The sequence below is a fragment of the Kribbella alba genome, from assembly GCF_039529635.1.
In the GTDB taxonomy this organism is placed as follows: Bacteria; Actinomycetota; Actinomycetes; order Propionibacteriales; family Kribbellaceae; genus Kribbella; species Kribbella alba.
Map to the genome: position 1 here is coordinate 64,467 of NZ_BAAANE010000007.1, position 20,687 is coordinate 85,153.

Consider the following 20,687-nt stretch of genomic DNA (forward strand, 5'->3'; position numbering starts at 1 on the left):
AACGACCCGGCTCTGACACCTTGTCAGCGCACAATTTACAACGTTAGATGTGATATCCGTCACACCACTGGGTATCTAGATCTCGCCACCACCCAACGAAAGGACATGCCGTGAGAAAGACATTCAACGCAGCAACTGTCAGCTCACGCGAGCTCGCAGGAGCACTGGAGCGCACCACCATCAGCCGCCGCGGACTGCTCGGCGGCGTACTGAGCGCTTCGGCTGTCTTCGGCCTGGCCGCCTGCGGTGGTGGATCAGGTACCGTCCCGGGCAAGCAGAACTCTGTCGCCGGCGGCGGAGGCGCCGAAGCGTACAAGGGCCCCAACGTGGAGCTCGCCTTCTGGAACGGCCTCACCGGTGGTGATGGCCCGGTCATGCGGAAGATTATCAGCAGGTTCAACGATGAGCATGCCAACATCAAGGTGAGCATGACCGCGATCGCATGGGCGGACTACTTCCAGAAGCTTCCGGCCACGGTCAGCAACGGCAAGGCGCCGGACATCGGTCTGATGCACAACAGTGACCTGGCAACCAACGCGGCTCGGCAGGTGATCAGCCCCCTCGACGACGTGGCGAAGGCGCTGAACCTCACGAAGGATGACTTCTCCTCCATCGCCTGGGACGGCGGCCTCTACCAGGGCAAGCGGTACGGCATCCCGCTCGACATCCACCCGGCCGGTCTGTTCTACAACAAGAACGTGATGGCGAAGGCTGGTCTGGACCCCAATAAGCCACCGACCACCGGCGCAGAGCTGCTGGCCATGCTCGACAAGCTGAAGGCGGCCGGGGTCCAGGGATGGTGGGTCTCCCCGCTCACCGTCAACGACCCGGTCATCTCGGGGACTCTGGTCTACCAGTACGGCGGCAAGATGGTGAACGACGACGGATTGACCGTCGGCTGGGGCGATGAGCCAGGTGTCAAGGCCATCACCTTCCTGAAGGACCTGGTCGACAAGGGCTACAGCCCGGCCAACGCCGGTGCCGGCTCCGACTTCGTTTCCTTCAGCAACGACAAGTCCGCGTTCTTCCTCGGCGGCCCCTGGAACACAACGCCGTTGTCTGCCATCAAGAAGCTCAGCTACGGCGCGGTGCCAGTTCCCAACATCGGCGGCACCCAGGCCACGTGGGCAGGCTCCCATCAGTTCGTACTTCCTCGCCAGATCAAGCCTGACGAGAACAAGGCGATCGCAAGCCGTGTCTTCGTCAACTGGATCTCCCAGCAGTCGCTCAACTGGGCGGACGCCGGCATGGTTCCGGCACGTAACCAGGTGCGCGACTCGGCGGGATTCAAGCAGAAGGGTCTGGTCAACCAGTTCGCGAAGGAGCTCGACTACATCCACTTCGTGCCCCCGATCCCCGGCGTCGCCGACGTCGACGCCGAATGGGTGACCGCCACGAGCAACGCCATGCTCGGCAAGCAGCCCATCGCGCAGGCGCTGAGCGAGGGGGCCCAGCGAGCCAACAAGATCCTTGCGGCGAACAAGAAGAAGTACGGCTAATGAGCACGGGCACGGCCGCACCGATGGCCACCACCGATACCGCGGGTGCCTCGGGCACGGGGGGTGGGAAACTCCGGCTCCACCATCCTCTGACGCCGTACCTGCTGTGTGCTCCTTACGCGCTGCTGCTGCTTACGTTCGTCGTGGGTCCGGCGCTCTTCGGAGTCTGGATCAGCCTGCACGACTGGGACTTCATGCTCCCGCAGAAGCCCTTCATCGGTCTGCAGAACTACAAGGACCTCTTCGACCCGACCTCGGTGATCTCCCGGCCGTTCTGGCACGGCATGCGTGCTACGGGCATCTTCGTGGTGGCCAGCGTCCCGTTCCTGGTCATGATCCCGTTGGCGATCGCGGTCCTGCTCAACCGGCAGTTCCCTGGTCGGACGTTCTTCCGGGCGGTCATCTTCGCTCCGTTCGTGCTGGGGATCGCGGTCGTCGGTGTCCTGTTCTCCTACCTGCTGGACACGCAGTTCGGGTTGATCAACGGTTTCCTAGGTCTCTTCGGGATTCCGAACATCGGCTGGATCTCGACCCAACCGGCGGCCTGGGTTGCGTTGGTCGGCATGACGGTGTGGTGGACGCTGGGCTTCAACACGGTGATCTACCTCGCCGGTCTGCAGGAGATCCCCGGAGAGCAGTACGAGGCAGCCGCGATCGACGGTGCCTCCTCATGGCGCCAATTCCTGCACATCACCATCCCAGGGTTGCGGACTGTGCTCGTGTTCATCATCACCACCACGGTGCTGGCGAGCGCGAACATGTTCGGCCAGTCCTACCTGGTCACGAACGGCGGCCCTGGGGACAGCACCCGGACGGCGATCATGGTGATGACCCAGGAGGGCCTGCGGAACTTCAAGATGGGCACAGCGTCCGCCATGAGCTATGTTCTGGCGCTCACCCTCGCCGTCATCTCCATCATCAACTTCTTCCTGTTGCGTGAGAGGAGGACGAAATGAGCACCGCTACTGCCGACACCACCAAGACGGACGCGGGTAAGGCCCCAGCGACCGGGCCGAGAAGGCGCAGCTACCGCAAGCACAGGAACGGCCCTGTCTTCTGGATCGGGATGGTCATCCTGGCGTTGATCTTCGCCGTTCCGGTGCTCTGGATGTACATCACGTCGTTCAAGACGATCGAGGACTCCCGCAGCATCCCGATCAACATCATCCCCGGGTCGGTCACCGTACGGGCGTTCAACTTGATCTTCGCGGACTCACAGAACCCTGTGTTCCGGTGGGCTCTGAACTCCCTGATCGCTGCGACGGCGCATGCCGTACTGGTCCTCGTGGTGGCCTCGATGGCGGCCTACGCGTTGGCGCGGATGAAGTTCCGGGGGCAGGGTTTCATGCTCGGGCTGATCATCTCGACCCTGTTCGTGCCGGGCTTCATCTTCCTGATGCCGAACTTCCTGCTGATGGACCGCTTGGGCTGGCTGGACACCCTGTGGGCGCTGATCGTGCCAGGCGCCGCCGGCGCATTCGGGGTCTTCTTCCTCCGGCAGTTCTTCGTCAACATCCCGCGCGAACTGGAGGAAAGTGCGCTGATCGATGGCGCCAACACCTGGCAGATCCTGACCAAGGTGGTCCTTCCGATCTCCCGGCCGGCGCTCGTGACCCTCGGCGTCCTGGCGTTCCTGGCGAACTGGAACGACTTCGTGTGGCCGATTTTCGTCTTGTTCTCTCCCGACCGAATGACGCTTCCCGCCGGACTGGCAGGCCTCAAGGGCAACTACAACATCGACTATCCCGTCGTGATGGCGGGGGCGACGATCGCCTCGGTGCCGGTGCTGATCCTCTACGTCTTCGTTCAGCGCTACATCATCGAAGGTGTGGCCACGAGCGGGCTCAAGGGCTGACACACACAACCTCGTCCGGGTCCGTCGATCCTCACCCAGGATCGGCAGGCCCGGAGGAGTGGATCAAGTTGCCGCCATCCTGATCAGTCAGCTTTCGCCAGGTCGAACAACATCATCTGCTTGATGTTGATCGGTTCGTGCCCCAGAAGCAGCCTTTAAGTCGTACAGGTCGTGTGCCTACTTGCTCGTAGGGTGAATGGGTCGCGCGTGGTCGCCACGGGTGGCAGCATCGCTAGTAGCTGATCGATCAGCTGTTGGGGTGTTTGCGATGTCACGAGCCAAGAGGGCGGTCGGGCACAGGAAGAAGTTGCTCGTGCCTGTCGTCGGAATCAGCGCTGCTGCTGTCGTTGCCGCCGTGGCGATGGTGGCACAGCTTCGCACGGACGACGACCAAGGGGCGCGCCCGATACCGACGACCTCAGCTGAGCAGACTCCGAGCGTGGCGCCGACGACCTCGGCCGTGCAAACGCGGCAGACTCCATCCGCGGCGCCGACTACTAAGAGCACATCGGCCGCTCAAGCTGCAGCAGAGGTGGTCCGTACCTGCACCGCAGAGATGCGCTCCACCGAGGCGATGGTCGGTGCGGTTCGCATCGCCGCCACGCACTGGCGTGAGCATGTACAAGCGCAGACAGACCTGATCGCCGGTAAGAACACAACCGCCACGACGACCGCGATCTGGAAGCGCACCCGGCTGGCCGGGCCGGGTGACATAACGAGGGTCAGCCTGGCTACTGCAAACCTCAAGAACCAAGCCGGTTGCGCCAAACTCAGAGGCCCTGCGGCAACCTCGTGTTCGCAGCGTAAGGCTGCAATGGAGGTGGCAATCACGACCGGACGTGCAGCGGCCCAAGATTGGGCGAACCACCTGTCGATGATGGCTGCTCACGCGTCGGGCGACCTCGGAGCCATCCATGCACAGCAGCGCTGGATCGACCAGTGGAGGGCCGCGCCGAAGAACCTCGATGCCTTTGCCCAGGCCGCGGCGGCGCTGTCGAAGGCGCCGGGTTGCGCACCTGCGTGACCCCGTACTACGACGTGCTGGTCGGTGGGCGAGGCGGGAGGTCTGAGTCGGCGTACTGGGGTCAGCCCATTACGCGCGCGAGGAGGCGGCCGGCTCGAGCGCTGAGGTCGTCGATGCCTTCGGCGAGGCGCGCGATCGGCGGGGACAAGATGATGGCGAGTTGGCGGCTGGTGGACTTGGCCTTGTGATCGAAGGCACCGTGGGAGCCGTGGTCGCCGGGAACGGGGTCGAACAGGTTGTCCGGGCGGTTGGGGTCTTCGGGTTCGTCGACCTGCTGGGCGTCGTATCCGGTCCGGCCGAGGTAGGCGTCGAGGAGCGGAGCGGCGACGCGGTTGCCGAGGATCGTGTAGACCGTCGGGAGTCCCACCCAGACCTGACGCCGGCGATGATGAGCCGCGTGCCAGATCGCCTCGGCGGCCAGTTCAGGCTGGTAGATCGGCGGAACGGGCTGGGCCTTGCGGTTCAGCTTCGAGCGCTGGATGCGGAACTGAGGCGTGTTGACCGCGGGCATCTGAACCTCGGGGATCCGTACTGCGCTCTCATCGTGGAGCAACTCGCACCGGATCGAGTCGGTGAATCCCTGAGCCGCGTGCTTTGCCCCGCAGTACGCCGATTGCAGGGGGATTCCGCGGTAGGCGAGAGCCGAGCCGACCTGGACGATGACGCCGCGATCGCGCGGGACCATCCTGTGCAGCGCGGCCCTGGTTCCGTTGACGAAGCCCAGGTAGGTCACCTCGGTCACGCGGCGGAACTCGTTGGCTTCGATGTCCAGGAAGGGCCCGAATACCGTCGCCATCGCGTCGTTGATCCAGACCTCGATCGGGCCGAGCTCGTCCTCGATCCGCTTGGCCGCGTCCTCGATCGCCTGGGCGTCGCTCACGTCGGCCTGGATCGCCATCGCCCGCTGACCCGCGTCTTGAACCTCACGCTGTACTCCGTTCAGGCCGTCGCTACCGCGGGCGATCAACCCGACGTCATAACCGCGGGACGCGAACAACTGGGCAGTCGCGCGGCCGATCCCCGCGCTGGCCCCGGTCACCACCACAACAGGCTTCTCACTCATGCCCCGCCGGTGCCCACCCCAACCAAAGCCACACACGACCCTCAGCGAACCCTCAGCGAAACCTCCGGGACGACGGCGACGGCCGGCCCGCCGCGGGTGCGGGGGCCGGCCAGGTCGGGCGGTCAGTTGGCGCGGAGGGTGGCGAAGAAGGTGCGGAGGTCGGCGGTGATGTCTTCGGGGCGTTCGAGGGCGGCGAAGTGGCCGCCTTCCTTGAAGGTGGACCAGTGGACGATGTTGGTGTTGTCGCGCTCGGCGAGGGGGCGGATGGTCTTGAAGTCGTCGGCGAAGACTGCGACGCCGGTGGGGGCCGCGTTGGGGGTGGACGAGTGCTCGGCGTGCGCTTCTTCGTAGTGGTAGCGGCCGGCGGCGGCTGAGGAGTTGGTGAACCAGTAGACGGACACCTCGGTCAGGATCTGGTCGCGGGTGACCAGGCTGGTGCCGTTGCCGAAGTTGTTGAAGAGCTCGTTCCAGGCGAGCTGGCCGACGGGGGAGTCGGAGATACCGACCGCAACTGTTTGCGGGCGGGTCGAGTTGATCGCGTTGTAGCCGCCGACCGACTGGAACCACTTCAGGTGCTCGAGCGCCGCGTAGTCGTCCGGGGTGAACTTCTCGAACTCGGACGGGTCACCCGACGGGAACGAGAACAGCTGGAGTACGTGCAGGCCGAGGAAACCGGGAGGGTTCAGCAGACCGAGTTCGCGGGAGATCATGGCGCCGCCGTCGCTGCCGTGCGAGCCGTACGAGTCGTAGCCGAGCCGGCGCATCAGCTTGTCGAAGGTCTCGGCGACCCGGGCCATGGTCCAGCCGCGGTCGACGAGCGGAGTACTGAATCCGAAGCCGGGGATCGACGGTACGACGACCGAGAACGCGTCCTCGGCCTTGCCGCCGTGAGCGACGGGGTCCGTGAGCGGGCCGATCATGTCGAGGAAGTCCACGAACGAGCCGGGGTAGGTGTGGATCAGCAGCAGGGGAGTGGCGTCCGCCTCGGCGGAGGGTACGTGGATGAAGTGCACTGTCTGGCCGTCGATGTCGGTCAGGTAGTGCGGAAGCTCGTTCATCCGCGCCTCCTGCTCGCGCCAGTCGAACCCGTTCTGCCAGTGGTCGACCATCTCGCGGAGGTAGTGGTTCGGCGTACCGAGATCCCAGTCGTCACCGGGCGCGGCCTCGGGCAGGCGGGTCCGAGCCAGCCGGGCCAGCAGATCGTCGAGGTCGGCCTGGGCCACGTCGACCTTGAAGGAGCGGATTTCTGCGGGGTTCGTGGTGTTGTTCATGGCACTACCGTAGAAGCCGTATAGGAACGTTGGATTCCTATTCATGAGATCATTTTCCGCATGCGTGAAACCTCGTCACGGTTGCTCTCCTTGCTGGCGCTGATGCAGTCCCGTCCGGCCTGGCCCGGCTCCGAACTCGCGGAGCGCCTGGGGGTGAGCACGCGGACCATTCGCAACGACATCGACCGGCTGCGCGAGCTCGGCTATCCGGTGGACGCCACCCGCGGCTCGGCCGGGTACTACCAGTTGGGCGTGGGAGCGAAGTTGCCGCCGCTGTTGCTGGACGACGAGGAAGCGGTTGCTGTGGCCGTCGGGTTGAGAACCGGCGCCGGGGTGAGCGGGATGGAGGAGAGCAGCGCGCGTGCTCTGGCGAAGCTCGAGCAGGTGCTGCCGCATCACCTCCGCCGGCAGGTGAACGCGATCCACACAACGCTGTCGAGGGGCCCGGACAACACGGGGTCCAACGTCAAGGATCCCGAGGTCGATCCGGCTGTGGTCACGACGATCGCGGCGGCCATCCGGGATGAGCACTACCTGCGCTTCGACTACGCAGTACCGCAGGAGCCAGAAGGCCCAGAGAACCCCGAGAACCCAGAGATCTCCGAGAACGGGGAGAGCGCTCCCCGGCTGCCGATCCTGGTCGAGCCGTACAGATTGCTGACCTGGCAGCGCTACTGGTATCTGGTCGCGCGGGACGAATCCGGCGACTGGCACACGTATCGCGTCGACTGGATGGAGCTGCGGATGGCGACCGGCCGTCGCTACAAGCCGCGGCCGATGCCGGGCGACGACTACACAGACTTCGTACTGCGGGACGTGGCGTCGACGGGTTGGAAAGTCCACGCCCGCATCACCGTCTTCGCCTCAGCCGAGGAGGTGCTCTCCCGCATCCATGCGGCAGTCGGCATTGTCGAACCTGTCGACGACAACACCTGCGTCCTGATCACCGGCGCCGAGTCGCTCGAAGTCGTCGCCGTCTACATCGGCATGCTCGGCCTCGACTTCCACGTCACCGCCCCACCCGCCCTGGTAGGACACCTCAAGCTCATCGGAGAGCGCTATCTCCGCGCGATCGATGCGTAGCGCGAAGTGGCTGCCGCGCCGGCAGGCGCAGCGGCGAGGTCAATGGGGGCCGACGGCCACCCGGGGGGAGGGTGGCCGTCGGCGGGGATCGTCCTGGGCCTGGGGCGTGGCCCGGGACGTCGCCCGGGCCGGGGAGGGGTGGCCGCGCGGGCGATCGCTTGGAGGTTAGGCGGATGGGTGGAGCGAGTCCGGCTTGGTTTGACCGGCGGTCTTGGCTGCGGGGCTGATGGACGGGGTCGTGGTGTGCAGTTGGGCGATGCGCAGTAGAGCGAGCAGACCGATGAAGACCATGCCGTAGACGGTGACCAGGGCTGAGGATTCGTAGATGTCGGCGGTCTGCCACTTGTTGCCGACGGCATCGGTGACGGTCGTGTGGGCCTCGGTGAAGTACGCGATGAAGAAGCTTGCCGTCGTCAACAGGTAGAGCACGATGCCCTGGAGGTCGCCGGCGAGGTCCCGTTCGGTTCCGGGCTGGGGACCGCGGGCCCGCAGGTCGAGGGCGAAGACCTGGATGAAGAGATAGACGGTGAAGGTCCAGCCGAGGAAGTTGCCCAGCGGTACACCGAAGAAGCCGCCGCCGTCCTCCCAGATCCAGTTCTGGTGGATCGTCGAGGCGGTGGGGTCTAGAGAAAGGTCCCAGGCGGTCATGGCGAAGGCGGCGACCACGGGAGTGCCGATCGTCGTCAGCCAGGGGGAATTGCGGCGTACGTCGCCGAGGAGCACGGTGGCCACCACCCAGGCAAGGTAGCCCGTGGCGAGGTAGGCGGGGCCGATGAACCACGGCACCTGGAAGATCTTGCCGCTGCCCGTGTAGTGGTAGTTGCCGAACGGGAAGCCGGTGCTGATGCTGAGGTTTTCGAGGATGTTGCTGATCACGAGCCCCGCCACGATGAAGACGGCGATGCCGCGCCAGCCGTAGCGGCGGGCGCCGTGCAGCAGCGCGAAGACGACCTGCACAACGATCAGTAGCATCCTGATCCCAGGCACGAACCCGGTGATGATCAGGCCGAGGGAGATCACAGCGGTGATGGCCCACAAAGTGGTGAGCCGGTTGGAACGCACGATGGTAGACATTGACATCTCCGACCCGTTCATAGCCGCAGGCCGTTGAGGACCAGCGTGCTCAGCAGTGCGTGATCATCGGCGTCGTCCGGGCGACCGAACAGGCGCGCTAGAGGCTCCTGGCTGTACATGGCCAGGGGCTTGGTAACGGCGAAGTGGAAGAGATACCACGGGATGTCTCTGAGCTGGCCCTTCCGCACGAGCCGCTCGAACTGCGGCCGGCCGGCTTCGTTGAGTGGGCCCATCAGCTCGTAGAGGTACTCGAGACGAGGCGAGTCGATCCCGGCCTCGTAGTCGATGACGCGGGTGAGGTGTGGGCGGCGGGCCGATGCGATGTGGAAGGCGCGGATGCCGGCGATCAACTGGGTGAGATCGTCCTCGCCGGCCTCGTGCGCGGCTCCGACCTCAGCGGTCACCTGACGGATGGCGGATCGCACGACCGCCTTCCAGAACTCTTCCTTCGACCCGTACCGGTCGTGGATGAAGGTGTGTCCCATGCCCAGGCGGGCGTTCAGCTGCCGCACCGACACCGCCTCATAGCCCAGCTCGGCGAACGCCTCGAGACCGCGTTGCAGGATCTGTTCCAGGTCCGGCACAGGCGCATCGGCCGGCGGCCTGCCAGGCCCACGCCGCTGCTGCACCGCCATGCCGACTCCCCGCTCGATGTTAATCCGACACCTGCCGGATTAATACTAGCAAGGCGCTGGCAGCAGACAAAAGAGGGCCCCGAAACCGATCAGCTGATCCCGCCGAGCCCGGCGTTTCGGGCCTGGATGATGGCGGCGGCCCGGTCGGCGACGGCGAGCTTCGTGAAGATGGTGGAGACGTTGTTGGCGACGGTCTTGGAGGCCAGTGAGAGCCGTTGCCCGATCGCCGCGTTGGACAGGCCGCCGGCCAGTAGATCGAGGATCTCGCGCTCCCGGGTGGTGAGCTCAGGGAACGGATCGGCAGCGGGAGCAGGCGGCGTGGCGAAGAAGGAGAGGACCCGACGCGCCACCCCGGGCCCGAAGATCGCCTCGCCGGCGGCGACGGCCCGAATCGCCCGAGCGATCTCCTCCTGTTCGGCGCCCTTCACGAGATAGCCCCGCGCACCCGCACGCATGGCCGCGAACACCGAGTCGTCATCCTCGAACATCGTCAACACCAGTACGGCGACCTCGGGCGCCGACCGCGCGAGCTCCCGAGTCGCCGCAAACCCATCCAGGTCGGGCATCTGCAGGTCCAGCACCGCGACATCCGGGTGCGAGGTGACAACTTCCCGAACGGCCTCCCGCCCGGTAGCCGCAACCCCGACCACCTCGATGCCGGGCAACGAGGACAGCAACGCGGCGAGCCCTGCCCGAACCACCGGATGGTCGTCGGCCAGAACCACCCGGACGGTGGCCTCATCACTCATGACGTCACCAACGGGAACGATGCCCGCACCCGCCCACCGGAGGCGGAAGGTCCCGCCTCGAACTGACCACCCAACTCGGCAGCCCGCTCACGCATCGCCTGCAACCCGACCCCCGGTTTCCAGGCACCGTTCGGTGGCCCGTCGTCGGTCACCTCGATCTCCAGATCACTTCCACACCGCAACGCCAGTACTGCGACCGTCGCGCGCGAATGTCGAACCACATTGGTGAGCGCCTCCGTGGCGATCCGGTACGCCGCGACCTCCAGCGCCGCGGGTAACGCCGGCAACCCATCGGCTGACACCTTCACCGAAACGGAAGCGCCATCCGCCCGCCAGGACAGCTGATCCGCTCGCTGCTGCAACGCCCCGACCAACCCCAACTCATCCAACGCAGGCGGCCGCAAATCATCGACCAATCGCCGCACGTCGGCAATCGCAGTACGGGTATCCGTCCGCAAAGCGCCCAACAACTCCGAAGCCCGAGCGGCATCCACCGACACGAGGTTCGCGGCAGCATCCGCGGTGAACGCCACCCCGGTCAAGGTGGGTCCGAGCCCGTCGTGCAGGTCTCGCCGCAGCCGACGACGTTCCTCCTCGCGAGCCGCGACCAACCGCTCTCGCGACGCCTGGAGTTCGGCCGACAACCGGGTCGCATGCACCGCAACAGCCAGCGGTACCGCGACCAGCGCGAGCACGTTCCGATCGGCCACCGACAACCCGGATTCACCCGATCGAAGTCCCACCAGCAACGACCCGACCCCAGTCCCGCCGTACGACAGGTCCACAGGTACGACGGCATCGCGGGTGCTGGGCAGCAACCCCGGGGTCCCAGCGAGCACCCCGTCAGAGGCGACGATCTCGCCGCCGGCCGACACCGCGACGTACGGGAGTCTCAAGGCGGAGCGGATCGCCGCGACCACTCCAGGCATCCCTCCAGCCGGGTTGGCCGACAACTCCTCGCCGACAAGGGAAGCCACCCGCGCGGGATCGCGGCGGTCGCCGTACATCGCCCGATCGACCAACCGCTGCAACCGCGGCAGGACGGGCGCGATCAGCAGAGCCACGATCACCGTCACAGCGGCCGATCGTCCGAAGCGGGACGAGATGAAGGAGTCCGTCACGGCAACCAGTACTGCATAGGCGCCGACGGCAACGATCGACAGCAACGCCCAGGTCAACGCGCGAGACACGACCAGCCGGATGTCGAGCAGTTGATGCCGGACGATCGCCACGGCGACAGCGATCGGAACCAGCGGAATCGCCAGCAATACAAGGATCGGAGTCCCCGCCACCAAGGACCACGGCGTCATGAACGCCAACGCGATGATCGCTGCCAGCAGCAACCACAGGAGCTGCCGGCGGCCGGTTTCCGAGGCGCGGCGATAGCGGATGATCAGGCTGGCAATGGCCAAGCCGTAGGCGATCAGGCCGCGGAGCTCGGTCGCCGTCCACAACGGCTGCAGCGAGTCATAAGAAGGAATGCTCGGGTAGCCGGCCGGCGCACCTTCGATCAGACCCCCAGGCCCCGCCCCCATCTCGACGGCGAACAGCGGCGCTGTCACGACAATCCCGATAGCCGCCGGTCGCCAGCGAGGCGAGAGCAGTCGACCGTCCGGGAACAACAGCAGCGCGAGCGGCAGGAACAGTCCTATCGACCAAGGCCAGGACCAATTGATCACCGTCGCCACGACTCGCTGGAGCGCGACTGGAGCCTGTGAATCGAACAGCGTCTGACTCAGTGGCGCGCCAAAGGCAGTGGTGGCGTGACCGATGCCGTCGGCCACGAACAGCCAGCCGATCGGGTTGGACGGCCGGTGCCAGGCGATCACCGCGCCGCACGCCGCGAAGGTCAGCCCCATCACGCCGTTGGTGACGACGAAACTGTCGAGCGCCTCCTGGAACGACCAGCCGAGGACGGCGGACAGGACGACCGCCGCGACCACCTCGAGGACGGCGAACGCCCCGAGACCGGCCGCAAGTCGCCGCTTGCCTGCTGTCATGTGGATCAGTGTGCGCCCGGACGGCTCCCGCTGTCCCGGGAATGCAGTCCCGCCCCCGCCGGGCTGACTCCCGCGACCCGGTGAACCCGGACTCAGGCGCGGAGTACACGGCCGGGGCCACTTTGGTGACACGGCCCAGCAGGGGTCGATTTCCAGGGGAGGTTCTGATGTCTCGTACTTTTCGTGCCGGGCTGATCGTGTTCGGGCTGCTGTCGGTGGGAGATCTTGCCGGGCCGCTGCTGACCGACGGTGAACACCCGCCGATGTCGGTCGCGCTGATCGGTTCGGCGCTTGGACTGGTCAGCCTGGTGCTGGTGGTGCTCGCTTGGCGGGGGACTCGGCGCACGGTGGTACCGCTCCTCGTGCTGCGGATCCTGTCGGGCCTGTCCGCAGTACCGGCCTTCTTCGCCGGTGACGTGCCGGCCGCGGCGATGATTGCCGCCGGGCTGACGATCGCGCTCACCGCGGCTGGAACCGTGCTGGTTCTGGTGCCGGCGCGGCAGTTGGTTGGTGCGCGATGACTGAAACGATCACCCGTACTACGGGTAGTGCCGACGTACGCGGGTTGTCCCGCTGGACGGCGGCGGTGATCCTGCCGATCGGGCCGGCCGCGGTCGCGTTACTGAGGTATTTCCTGCCCTACGACACGGTCGACGACAGCTCGACGATGACGAGCAAGGTGATGGCCGAGCCGGGGCGGATGTCGCTCGTGCTCTGGCTCGGGTTCATCGCGCTCCTGACGCTCGTACCCGCGGCGTACTCCGTGGGGCGGATGACCCGGCGGCGCGCTCCGTTGCTGACTGCGATCGCGATGTTCCTGGTGGTTCCCGGGTATCTCGCGCTGCCGTGGCTCGCCGGGACTGACCAGTTGTTGTGGTCGGGGACCGAGGCCGGGCTGGACGCGAACACGATCACGCGGCTCGCGGAGACGCCGCACCCGACGGTAGCCGTGGCAGGTGTCTTCTTCGTGCTCGGGCACGTCTTGGGGACCATCCTGCTGGGCATGGCGATGTGGCGGTCCAAGGTGGTCGCCCGGTGGGCGGCGGTGGCTGTCATCGTGTCGCAGCCGATCCATTTCGTCGCGGCCGTGATCATTCCGAACCACACGCTCGATCTGATCGGTTGGGGCCTGCAGGCAGTCGGATTCGCCGTGGTGGGGTGGGCGATCCTCCGACTACGCAATGACGACTGGGACCTTCCAGCTGTCGCCTAGAGCAACAGGTCCAGCCGGGCTCGCGAAGGGGACGAGCCCGGCTAGAGGCCGTGTTGTTTGAGGAAGGTCACGGTTCGGCCCATGGAGGAGGGCCAGGCGGCGGCGAAGGCGTGTTCTTCTCCTGGGTAGGTGTACAGCGAGGCGGACTTGCCGGCTTTCTTCAATGCTGCAAGGGTTTCCCGGGACCAGGCGACGGGGCAGGTGGAGTCGGCGAGGCCGTGTTGGAGCAGGACCGGTTCGGTGATCCGGTTGAAGAAGTTCACCGCTGACATGTTTCGCCAGAAGGTCGGGTTGGCGGTCGGTTCGCCGTGGGCCTTGAGGATCGCGGCTGCCGCGGTGGTGTCCGGGCGGATCCAGCGGTTGAAGTTGTCGGCTGCATCGGAACTCACCGGCGCGTAGACCACCGCCGCCTTGACCAGGCCTGGCTGCGCGACGAGCACGTTGTAGGTGATGCCGCCGCCCATCGACCGGCCGAACAACCCGACGCGCTGCGGATCGACGTACGGCGAAGTCTTGAGTGCGAGTACTGCGTTGATGACGTCCTCGGTGTAGCCGATTCTGAGGTTGACCTCGGAGTTCGGGTCCTTGGACGACTGCGCGTGATTGCGATAGTCCGTGTGCAGTACTACGTAGCCGCGGCGGGCAAGGTAGTCCTGCTCCCGCATCAGGCCGCGGCCGTTCGTGTAGATGGCGGTATCGATGTGCCCGTGGTTCAGCACGAGCGCGGGATGGCGCCCTGGCGTTCTCGGGACGTTCATGATGCCGGAGATGGTGAGGGAACCGCTCGAGTAGGTGATGAAGTACTTCGTGTACGCGTCGGTGCGGGCGATCACCCGCCCCAGGCGGAGGTTGCTGCCGTTGTACTTCTTCACCATCAACGCCTGCAGCGAGACCGGATTCGGGGGAGTGGCCGGTGGTGCAGGTGATGTGGGCGTGCTCGGCGTCGATGTGCTCGGGGCCGGCATGCTCGGGCCTGACGTGCTCGGGCCTGACGTACTCGGGCCCGACGTGGAAGCCGGCGGTGTCGACGTGCTGGGAGTGGGATCAGAGGTGGTTGTCGAGGACGAGCAGGCGACCCCTGCGGTAAGGCTCGCAGCGATGAGCCCCGCCCAGTATGCGAACCGCGTCGTACCCATGCCCCCAAGTCTGGCTGCCAATTGCGTCGACCTGGCGAAAATCGAGGCAACAATCATCGCTCGACCTGAGGCAGCGCTCAGGTCAGGTGCTCCTCTGCTGATCCTTGATCCAGCTCAGACCCGCGGTGGTTTCCGTCGCCGGGTGGTATTCGCAGGCGACGACGCCCGGGTAGCCGGCGGCGCGCAGGGCGTCCAGGGTGGCGTCGATGGGGAGGGTTCCGGAGCCGGGTTCGCCGCGGCCCGGGCTGTCGGCGAGCTGGACGTGGGCGATGCGGGAGACGAGCGATGACGCAGTGGTGATCAGGTCGACGCCGTTGTTGCCGAGGTGGAAGACGTCGAACAGCAGCGACACGTTGTCGAGATCGTCCAGCGGACCGTCGATCAGGTCCATCACGTCGTCTGCGGTCAGCAGGGGATAGCGGCCGTTCTGGCCTTCGGTCAGCGGTTCGAGGAGCACGCGGCCGCCGATCGCGCCGACTCCCGCGGCGGCTCGGCGGATCGAGGTCAGGGCGGCGGTGGCCTGTTCGACTGGGGTCCAACGGTCGTCGAGTTGGCCGTAGAGCAGGTTGAACTGCCTGGTGCCGGTGCGCTCGGCGACCCGGACCATCGCGTCGATGTTCGCGGCCAGGTCGTCGGCCCGGTCGGGGTGCGACGCGACGCCGCGATCGCCTGCCGCGAGGTCGCCGAGGTAGAAGTTGAGCGCGTTGAGTGAGACCCCCGACCTCAACACGGTCGAGCTGAACCCGTCGAGCTCTGCTGTGGAAGGCGCCGGGGAATCAAAGGGCCACCGCGACTCGACCATCGTGAACCCCGCCCGCGCGGCCGCCGCGAACCGCTCGAGGTAGGGCACTTCCGTGAACAACATCGACACGTTGGCGCTCAACTCGAACCCGCGATACTCCACCGCCCGACGATATCCGCAGTACGCCGGCAGATCGGGCCGCGGCTGCCAGGGCGGACGCCCAGCACTCACCTCAACTCGAAGCCCGAGCGTCTGAGCTCAGGGGCATCGCTCATCCCCATGGCCGAGACGCTCAGGACGCCCAATGCCTACAGCCTTTCGTAGTGCTGGCGGTCCGGCCCCGTGTGGACGGAGAGGCCGCAGGGTCCGGAGTCGGTCGCCACTAAAGCAGGTCGTGGCGCAGGAGCACGGTGCGGCCGTCGAAGGTCCGGGACTCGGCGAGGCGGAGTTCGATGCGCTCGCTCGGTGGTTGGTAGACGGGCTTGCCGCCGCCGAGGATCACCGGGTGCACGATCACGTGGTACTCGTCGAGCAGCCCGAGTTCGGTCAGGGCGGCGGCAACACTCGCGCTGCCGGTCACGAGGATGTCCTTGCCCGGCCCGGCCTTGACCGCGTTGATCGCCTCTGCCGAGCGGATCACGCGGGCGTTCCAGTCGGCACTCTCCAGCGTGGTGGAAAGGACGATCTTCTCGGTCTCGCGCCAGATCGGGGCGAAGGCGACCGCGTGCTCATCGGGGTTCATCGACTCCGCGTTCGGCCAGTAGGACGACATCAGCTCCCAGACGGTCCGCCCGTAGAGGAAGGTGCTGGACCGCTCGGCCAGGCTCATCGAATAGTCGGACAACTCCGGCCCGAGCTGCGCCCAGTCGAACTGTCCGTTCGGTCCCTCGATGAAGCCGTCGAGCGACTGGTGCACGTAGTACATGATCTTCCGCATGGCTGGCTCCTGAGTCCTGAAACTGCTCCAGTGGTTCTTTCACCCCCCAGTCGGAGCCAGTCGAGCCACTTTGACATGTCAGGTGGGAGTTCTCGGCGCGTGGTCTGCGGACCGACGTACGGGCTGGACGGTGCGTATCGCCTTACGAACTGGGGGATTGACTTATCGGGTGGGCTGGGTGGAGTCTCGGCTGGAACGGGGTTGCTGGGGGATGTCTGGCGGCCGTCCGTGGACAGTCGCTCTCTGGGGTGGAATTCGCGCTGTGCTCGGTGGCGGCCCACCAGTCTTGGTCGGTGCTGCGCCTTTTGTGCGAGCGCCGGCCGACAACGTGATGCCACGAAGGGGCGCTGGAGGAGTCATGGCCGAGTACACGGTCGAGGATTTGAGGGCACGCAGTCGGGGACCGGTGATCACCGCCTCGGACGAGGGGTACGACGAGGCGCGCAAGGTCTACAACGCGATGATCGACAAGCATCCGCGGGTCATCGTGCAATGTCAGAACGCGGGTGACGTGATGGCGACGGTGAACTTCGCAAGGGAGAACGACCTGGATCTCGCGGTCCGGGGCGGTTCGCACAGCGTGCCGGGGTTCGGGACCGTCGACGACGGGGTGGTCGCCGACCTGGGCGCGATGCGTGGCGTCCGGGTCGATCCGATCACGCAGACGGCACGAGCCGGTGGCGGTGCGACCTGGGGCGACTTCAACGCGGCGACGCACGCGTTCGGCCTGGCCACGACCGGCGGCATCATCTCGACCACCGGCGTCGGCGGACTGACGCTCGGCGGCGGCATCGGATACCTCGACCGGGGGCTCGGGTTGTCCTGCGACAACCTCATCTCGGCCGATGTGGTGACCGCGGACGGCAGGTTCCTGATCGCGAGCGAGAAGGACAACGAGGATCTCTTCTGGGCCATGCGGGGGGGCGGTGGCAACTTCGGCGTGGCCACCGCGCTGGAGTTCCGGCTGGCCCCGGTCGACACCGTGTACGGCGGTCCGATGCTGTTCGAGATGTCGGATGCCGCGGCGGTTCTGGCCGGCTTCCGCGACACGATCAAGGACGCGCCCGAGGAGCTGGGCGGGTTCCCCGCGTTCCAGATCGCGCCGCCGCTGCCGTTCATCCCCGAGGACCGGCAGGGCGAGGTCTTCACGTTGATAGTCGGTTGCTGGGCAGGGGATCCGGCCCAGGGCGAGCGGCAGATCGCCCGGTTCCGTGAGTTCGCGCCGACCGTGGCCGAGCATGTCGGCCCGATGCCTTACCCGGCTCTGAACAGCGCGTTCGACGGCCTGGTGCCACCCGGCCTGCAGCACTACTGGAAGGCCAACTTCGTCACCGAGCTCACGGACGACGCGATCCAGGCGCACCTGGAACACGCGCCCGGTCTGCCGGCGGTCAACTCGACCGTGCACATCTACCCGATCGACGGCGCCTGCCACCGGGTGCCCGCAGACGCGACCGCCTTCGCCTACCGCGATGCGAACTTCGCCACCGTGATCGCCGGGATGTGGCCCGATCCGGCGCAGAACGAGGCCAATATCGACTGGGTCCGCAAGTACTACGACGCGGTCGCCCCGCACTCCGAATCGGGCGGCTACATCAACTTCATGGCGGACGACGACCAGAGCAGGATCGCCGACAACTATAAGGACAACTACGCCCGACTGGTCGAGGTGAAACGGAAGTACGACCCGGGCAACCTCTTCCACCAGAACCAGAACATCGCACCCTGAGTCGCATCACCCGTGCGGGTACTGCGCCTCTCAAGACGACTGCGTCCGACGAATCAGGGGTTCGCCGGACGCAGCAGTAGAGCGGAGTCAGAGGGTCAGCAGGCGCTCGAAGAAGGCGCGGTAGCGCTGGAGCGCGGAGCGCAGATCCTCCGTCGACGGCTCGCCGTCGTTCCACTGGCGCTCCAGTCCGGTGTGCTGCTCGTCGAACGTCGTCGAAAGGCGCTGCAGCACGTCGCCGACCAGTCTGTCGGCGTCGGTGACCGCGGTGCGCGGGTCGTCGACGAAGCCCTGCTGGATGACGACCCAGCGTGCCTTGAAGTCGACAGCGGCCTCGCCCGGCACAAGCGGGTCGGCGTCCGTAGTCGTCGCCGTCGTCGCCGTCCCCGTCGCATGGCCGGTCGAACGGTCGAGCGAACCGTCATCCGTTGACCGGTCCATTTCCATCGAGCGGTCGGTGTCGGTCGAGCCCGTCGACTGGTCCGCGTCCATCGTCCGATCACCCTCCATCGAGCGATCGGCATCGCTGGAGCGGCCGTTGTCGTCCGGGCGGTCGAGGTCGCCCGCACGGTCACGGTCGTCAGGACGGTCGACATCTCCGTTGTCGGAGCGGTTGAGCGCCGTCTCACGGTCGTCGGTCACGGCGCTTTCGAGCGGGTCGTTGCTGCGGGTGGTCATGATTGCTCCTTGGCTTGCGTCGGTCCACGATGGCTACTGTCACGGTCATCGCCGTCGGGCCCGGGAACCACCAGCAGCACATCGACCAGCCGCCGATAGGCGGTGACGGCCTGCCGGAGTTCCTCGGTGTCGGCTTGTCCCCGCTTCTGCGCGACCGCGACGCGGTGCGCCTGGCGGTAGTTCTGCGCGACCTCGGGGTGATCGACGGAGATGTCGTCGACGCGCTGGTCGAACTCGTCCACCGGGTAGCCCGACTCGCGCATGATCCGCAGGACCAGGTAGTCGGCCTCGGTGACCGCGTTGCCCGGTTCGTCCACGAATCCTTGCTGCAGGGCGTTCCACTCCTGGCGGTACCCCTCGGCGGAGGAGGTGCTCAGCGGCTGCACGTCCAGCTTGGCGCGGCGTTGTTCGCGTTGCCTCAGTTCGCGTTCGGCCGTTCGCCGGTCGTCCGACTGCTCGACCGTTCTCTCGTACTCCGGCCCGAACCGCTGCTGCAGCTGGTCCGAGCGCCGCCGCTGCCACGCGTACGCCGCCACGCCGGCGGCGATCAGGATCACGGCGATGATCACGATGGTGATGACGGTTGCCATCAGAACCTCCAGTCCGACTCACAGTCCTGGCGATCTGTGCGTCCGACCGCGAGGACCTGTTTCCGCCGAGCCGGGGTGGCTACCCCGCCTCGCCCCGTGTCCCCAGGTCCTCTTGGTACCCAGGCCCTCTCGGGCCCAACCGCCACCCCACAACGTCCGAAGCACCGCGGGGCAGGACCCGCGGTGCTTCGGACGCAACGCGACGGAACGTAAGCGCAGGGTCAAGATTTCGGGGCGAGCTTGTGGACGACGATGCCGGACTTGAAGGTGGTCGAGCCGAGCAGGTCCAGGTGGGTCAGGGCCTGGCCGTCGAAGAGGCGGTCGCCACTGCCCGCGATCACCGGGAACACCCAGATGTGGTACTCGTCGACCAGTTTGGCGTCGAGCAGTGCCTTGGAGAACTCGCCGGTCCCGAACTTGAGCAGGTTTCCGCCGTCCTCCTCCTTGAGCCGGGCGACCGCCTCGACCGCGTCGCCTTGCAGCAACTGTGCGTTCCACTTCGTCTCGGTGAGCGTGCGGGACGCTACGTACTTGGGCATCGCGTTGAACTTGTCCGTGTACGGGTCGCCGCTGCGCTGCGGCCAGGCCTCGGCGAAACCTTCGTAGGTGACGCGGCCGAGCAGTTGCGCCTCGGTGTCTGCCATCAGCGACTGGGAGTACGCGCTGTGTTCGTCGTCCCAGTACGGCGCGCTCCAGTTCTGCGGATCGGAGATGACGCCGTCCAGGCTCATGAAGGTGGTCTCGAGCAGCTTCCTCATGGTTCTGACCTTTCTAGGGTTGGTACGGGTGCTTGGCGCGCGCATCCCGGAGCGCATGGCCCCACCAGACGAGCTGGTCGAGCAAGAGCTTGGCCGAGGCGTCGTAGCCGGCGCCAGGGCGGGGCCAGCTGCCGTCGGCGGCGAACTGCTCCCAGTAGCAGGGCAAGGTGACCGTGTTGCGGATCGTGATGGCCTGGAGCTCGGTGAACACCTGCCGCAGTTGCGCCGCGGCGTACAGGCCTCCGCTCGCCCGGCCGTAGGCGACGATGGCGACCGGTTTGGCCTGCCACTCCTCGTAGTACCAGTCGAGCGCGGTCTTGAGCGGCGCAGGAAAGCTGCAGTTGTACTCCGGTGTCACCACCGCGAACGCATCCGCCGCAGCCAGCCGCGGAGCCAGTACTGCGACCGTGGCGGGGGTCGGCTCGTCCGTGTCGGTCAGCGTGGCCGGCAGGTTCGCAGTGGCCAGGTCGATCAGGTCTATGTCCAAGTCGCCCCGCTTGGCGGCCTGCCGTACGAACCAGTCGGCCACCGTCGGACCGAAGCGCCCGTGGCGGGTGCTGCCGATGATCACTGCGAGCTGCAACTTCACCCTGTTCACCTCCTGCGTTGCTGTTGAGGACGACTCTGCCGGGGACCCCTTACGGTTTCTTTCCG

21 protein-coding genes are annotated in these 20,687 nt (G+C 66.4%); 8 read left to right on the forward strand and 13 right to left on the reverse strand.

Features of this window, described 5'->3' with window-relative positions; genetic code table 11:
• The first annotated feature begins 110 nt into the window (after positions 1-110).
• The 4 genes from ABD210_RS18335 (at position 111) to ABD210_RS18350 (ending at position 4,378) form a co-directional block, all read left to right on the forward strand.
• Positions 111-1,499 carry an ABC transporter substrate-binding protein gene (locus ABD210_RS18335; protein ID WP_344112848.1) on the forward strand — a complete coding sequence of 463 codons (1,389 nt, stop codon included), beginning with the start codon at positions 111-113 and terminating at the stop codon, positions 1,497-1,499.
• Complete coding sequence (locus tag ABD210_RS18340; protein WP_344112850.1) at positions 1,499-2,455, forward strand: carbohydrate ABC transporter permease; 957 nt, start codon at positions 1,499-1,501, stop codon at positions 2,453-2,455. The genes ABD210_RS18335 and ABD210_RS18340 overlap by 1 nt, the downstream gene beginning before the upstream one ends.
• Positions 2,452-3,354, forward strand: coding sequence for a carbohydrate ABC transporter permease (locus tag ABD210_RS18345; RefSeq protein ID WP_344112851.1), 903 nt, complete (start codon positions 2,452-2,454; stop codon positions 3,352-3,354). Before ABD210_RS18340 ends, ABD210_RS18345 begins: the two co-directional genes overlap by 4 nt.
• 439 nt (positions 3,355-3,793) lie before the next feature.
• Positions 3,794-4,378: a hypothetical protein gene (locus ABD210_RS18350; protein WP_344112852.1), complete on the forward strand. Its 585-nt coding sequence runs from the start codon at positions 3,794-3,796 to the stop codon at positions 4,376-4,378.
• Positions 4,379-4,439: 61 nt separating this feature from the next.
• Here ABD210_RS18350 and ABD210_RS18355 read toward each other — a convergent pair whose 3' ends face one another.
• Both ABD210_RS18355 and ABD210_RS18360 read right to left on the reverse strand, forming a co-directional pair.
• Positions 4,440-5,441, reverse strand: a complete 1,002-nt coding sequence (locus ABD210_RS18355; RefSeq protein ID WP_344112853.1) for an SDR family oxidoreductase — start codon at positions 5,439-5,441, stop codon at positions 4,440-4,442.
• A gap of 122 nt (positions 5,442-5,563) precedes the next feature.
• Positions 5,564-6,712 carry an epoxide hydrolase family protein gene (locus tag ABD210_RS18360; RefSeq protein ID WP_344112854.1) on the reverse strand — a complete coding sequence of 383 codons (1,149 nt, stop codon included), beginning with the start codon at positions 6,710-6,712 and terminating at the stop codon, positions 5,564-5,566.
• A gap of 60 nt (positions 6,713-6,772) precedes the next feature.
• On the opposite strand from ABD210_RS18360, the gene ABD210_RS18365 reads away from it, so the two are divergent.
• Positions 6,773-7,795, forward strand: a complete 1,023-nt coding sequence (locus tag ABD210_RS18365) for a helix-turn-helix transcriptional regulator (protein WP_344112855.1) — start codon at positions 6,773-6,775, stop codon at positions 7,793-7,795.
• A 165-nt stretch (positions 7,796-7,960) separates the two neighbouring features.
• Here ABD210_RS18365 and ABD210_RS18370 read toward each other — a convergent pair whose 3' ends face one another.
• From ABD210_RS18370 to ABD210_RS18385, 4 genes are all read right to left on the reverse strand, one after another.
• On the reverse strand, positions 7,961-8,869 hold the full coding sequence (locus ABD210_RS18370) for a carotenoid biosynthesis protein (protein WP_344112856.1): 909 nt from the start codon (positions 8,867-8,869) through the stop codon (positions 7,961-7,963).
• Between the two features lie 17 nt (positions 8,870-8,886).
• Entirely contained in the window at positions 8,887-9,504 is a 618-nt protein-coding gene (locus ABD210_RS18375) for a TetR/AcrR family transcriptional regulator (RefSeq protein ID WP_344112858.1), read from the reverse strand.
• An 89-nt stretch (positions 9,505-9,593) separates the two neighbouring features.
• Positions 9,594-10,253, reverse strand: a complete 660-nt coding sequence (locus tag ABD210_RS18380; protein ID WP_344112859.1) for a response regulator — start codon at positions 10,251-10,253, stop codon at positions 9,594-9,596.
• Complete coding sequence (locus tag ABD210_RS18385) at positions 10,250-12,253, reverse strand: sensor histidine kinase (RefSeq protein ID WP_344112861.1); 2,004 nt, start codon at positions 12,251-12,253, stop codon at positions 10,250-10,252. The genes ABD210_RS18380 and ABD210_RS18385 overlap by 4 nt, the downstream gene beginning before the upstream one ends.
• A gap of 167 nt (positions 12,254-12,420) precedes the next feature.
• Here ABD210_RS18385 and ABD210_RS18390 point away from each other — a divergent pair, with 167 nt between their 5' ends.
• Entirely contained in the window at positions 12,421-12,774 is a 354-nt protein-coding gene (locus ABD210_RS18390; RefSeq protein WP_344112862.1) for a hypothetical protein, read from the forward strand.
• Positions 12,771-13,466 carry a hypothetical protein gene (locus tag ABD210_RS18395; protein WP_344112863.1) on the forward strand — a complete coding sequence of 232 codons (696 nt, stop codon included), beginning with the start codon at positions 12,771-12,773 and terminating at the stop codon, positions 13,464-13,466. The genes ABD210_RS18390 and ABD210_RS18395 overlap by 4 nt, the downstream gene beginning before the upstream one ends.
• A 41-nt stretch (positions 13,467-13,507) precedes the next feature.
• On the opposite strand, the gene ABD210_RS18400 is transcribed toward ABD210_RS18395, so the two are convergent.
• The 3 genes from ABD210_RS18400 to ABD210_RS18410 form a co-directional block, all read right to left on the reverse strand.
• Entirely contained in the window at positions 13,508-14,431 is a 924-nt protein-coding gene (locus tag ABD210_RS18400; RefSeq protein WP_344112864.1) for an alpha/beta hydrolase family protein, read from the reverse strand.
• A gap of 253 nt (positions 14,432-14,684) precedes the next feature.
• A complete protein-coding gene (locus tag ABD210_RS18405) occupies positions 14,685-15,506 on the reverse strand; it encodes a hydroxypyruvate isomerase family protein (protein WP_344112866.1) in 822 nt (273 codons plus the stop codon).
• A 220-nt stretch (positions 15,507-15,726) separates the two neighbouring features.
• On the reverse strand, positions 15,727-16,281 hold the full coding sequence (locus ABD210_RS18410; RefSeq protein ID WP_344112867.1) for a dihydrofolate reductase family protein: 555 nt from the start codon (positions 16,279-16,281) through the stop codon (positions 15,727-15,729).
• Positions 16,282-16,639: 358 nt separating this feature from the next.
• Between ABD210_RS18410 and ABD210_RS18415 the strand changes: the two genes are divergently transcribed.
• Positions 16,640-18,010: an FAD-binding oxidoreductase gene (locus tag ABD210_RS18415; RefSeq protein ID WP_344112868.1), complete on the forward strand. Its 1,371-nt coding sequence runs from the start codon at positions 16,640-16,642 to the stop codon at positions 18,008-18,010.
• Positions 18,011-18,097: 87 nt separating this feature from the next.
• Here ABD210_RS18415 and ABD210_RS18420 read toward each other — a convergent pair whose 3' ends face one another.
• The 4 genes from ABD210_RS18420 to ABD210_RS18435 all read right to left on the reverse strand — a co-directional run bounded on the left by ABD210_RS18420 (position 18,098) and on the right by ABD210_RS18435 (position 20,622).
• A complete protein-coding gene (locus ABD210_RS18420; RefSeq protein ID WP_344112869.1) occupies positions 18,098-18,685 on the reverse strand; it encodes a hypothetical protein in 588 nt (195 codons plus the stop codon).
• Entirely contained in the window at positions 18,682-19,275 is a 594-nt protein-coding gene (locus tag ABD210_RS18425) for a hypothetical protein (protein ID WP_344112870.1), read from the reverse strand. The genes ABD210_RS18420 and ABD210_RS18425 overlap by 4 nt, the downstream gene beginning before the upstream one ends.
• A 221-nt stretch (positions 19,276-19,496) precedes the next feature.
• Complete coding sequence (locus ABD210_RS18430; protein ID WP_344112871.1) at positions 19,497-20,033, reverse strand: dihydrofolate reductase family protein; 537 nt, start codon at positions 20,031-20,033, stop codon at positions 19,497-19,499.
• Between the two features lie 13 nt (positions 20,034-20,046).
• On the reverse strand, positions 20,047-20,622 hold the full coding sequence (locus tag ABD210_RS18435) for an NADPH-dependent FMN reductase (RefSeq protein ID WP_344112872.1): 576 nt from the start codon (positions 20,620-20,622) through the stop codon (positions 20,047-20,049).
• Positions 20,623-20,687: the final 65 nt, after the last annotated feature.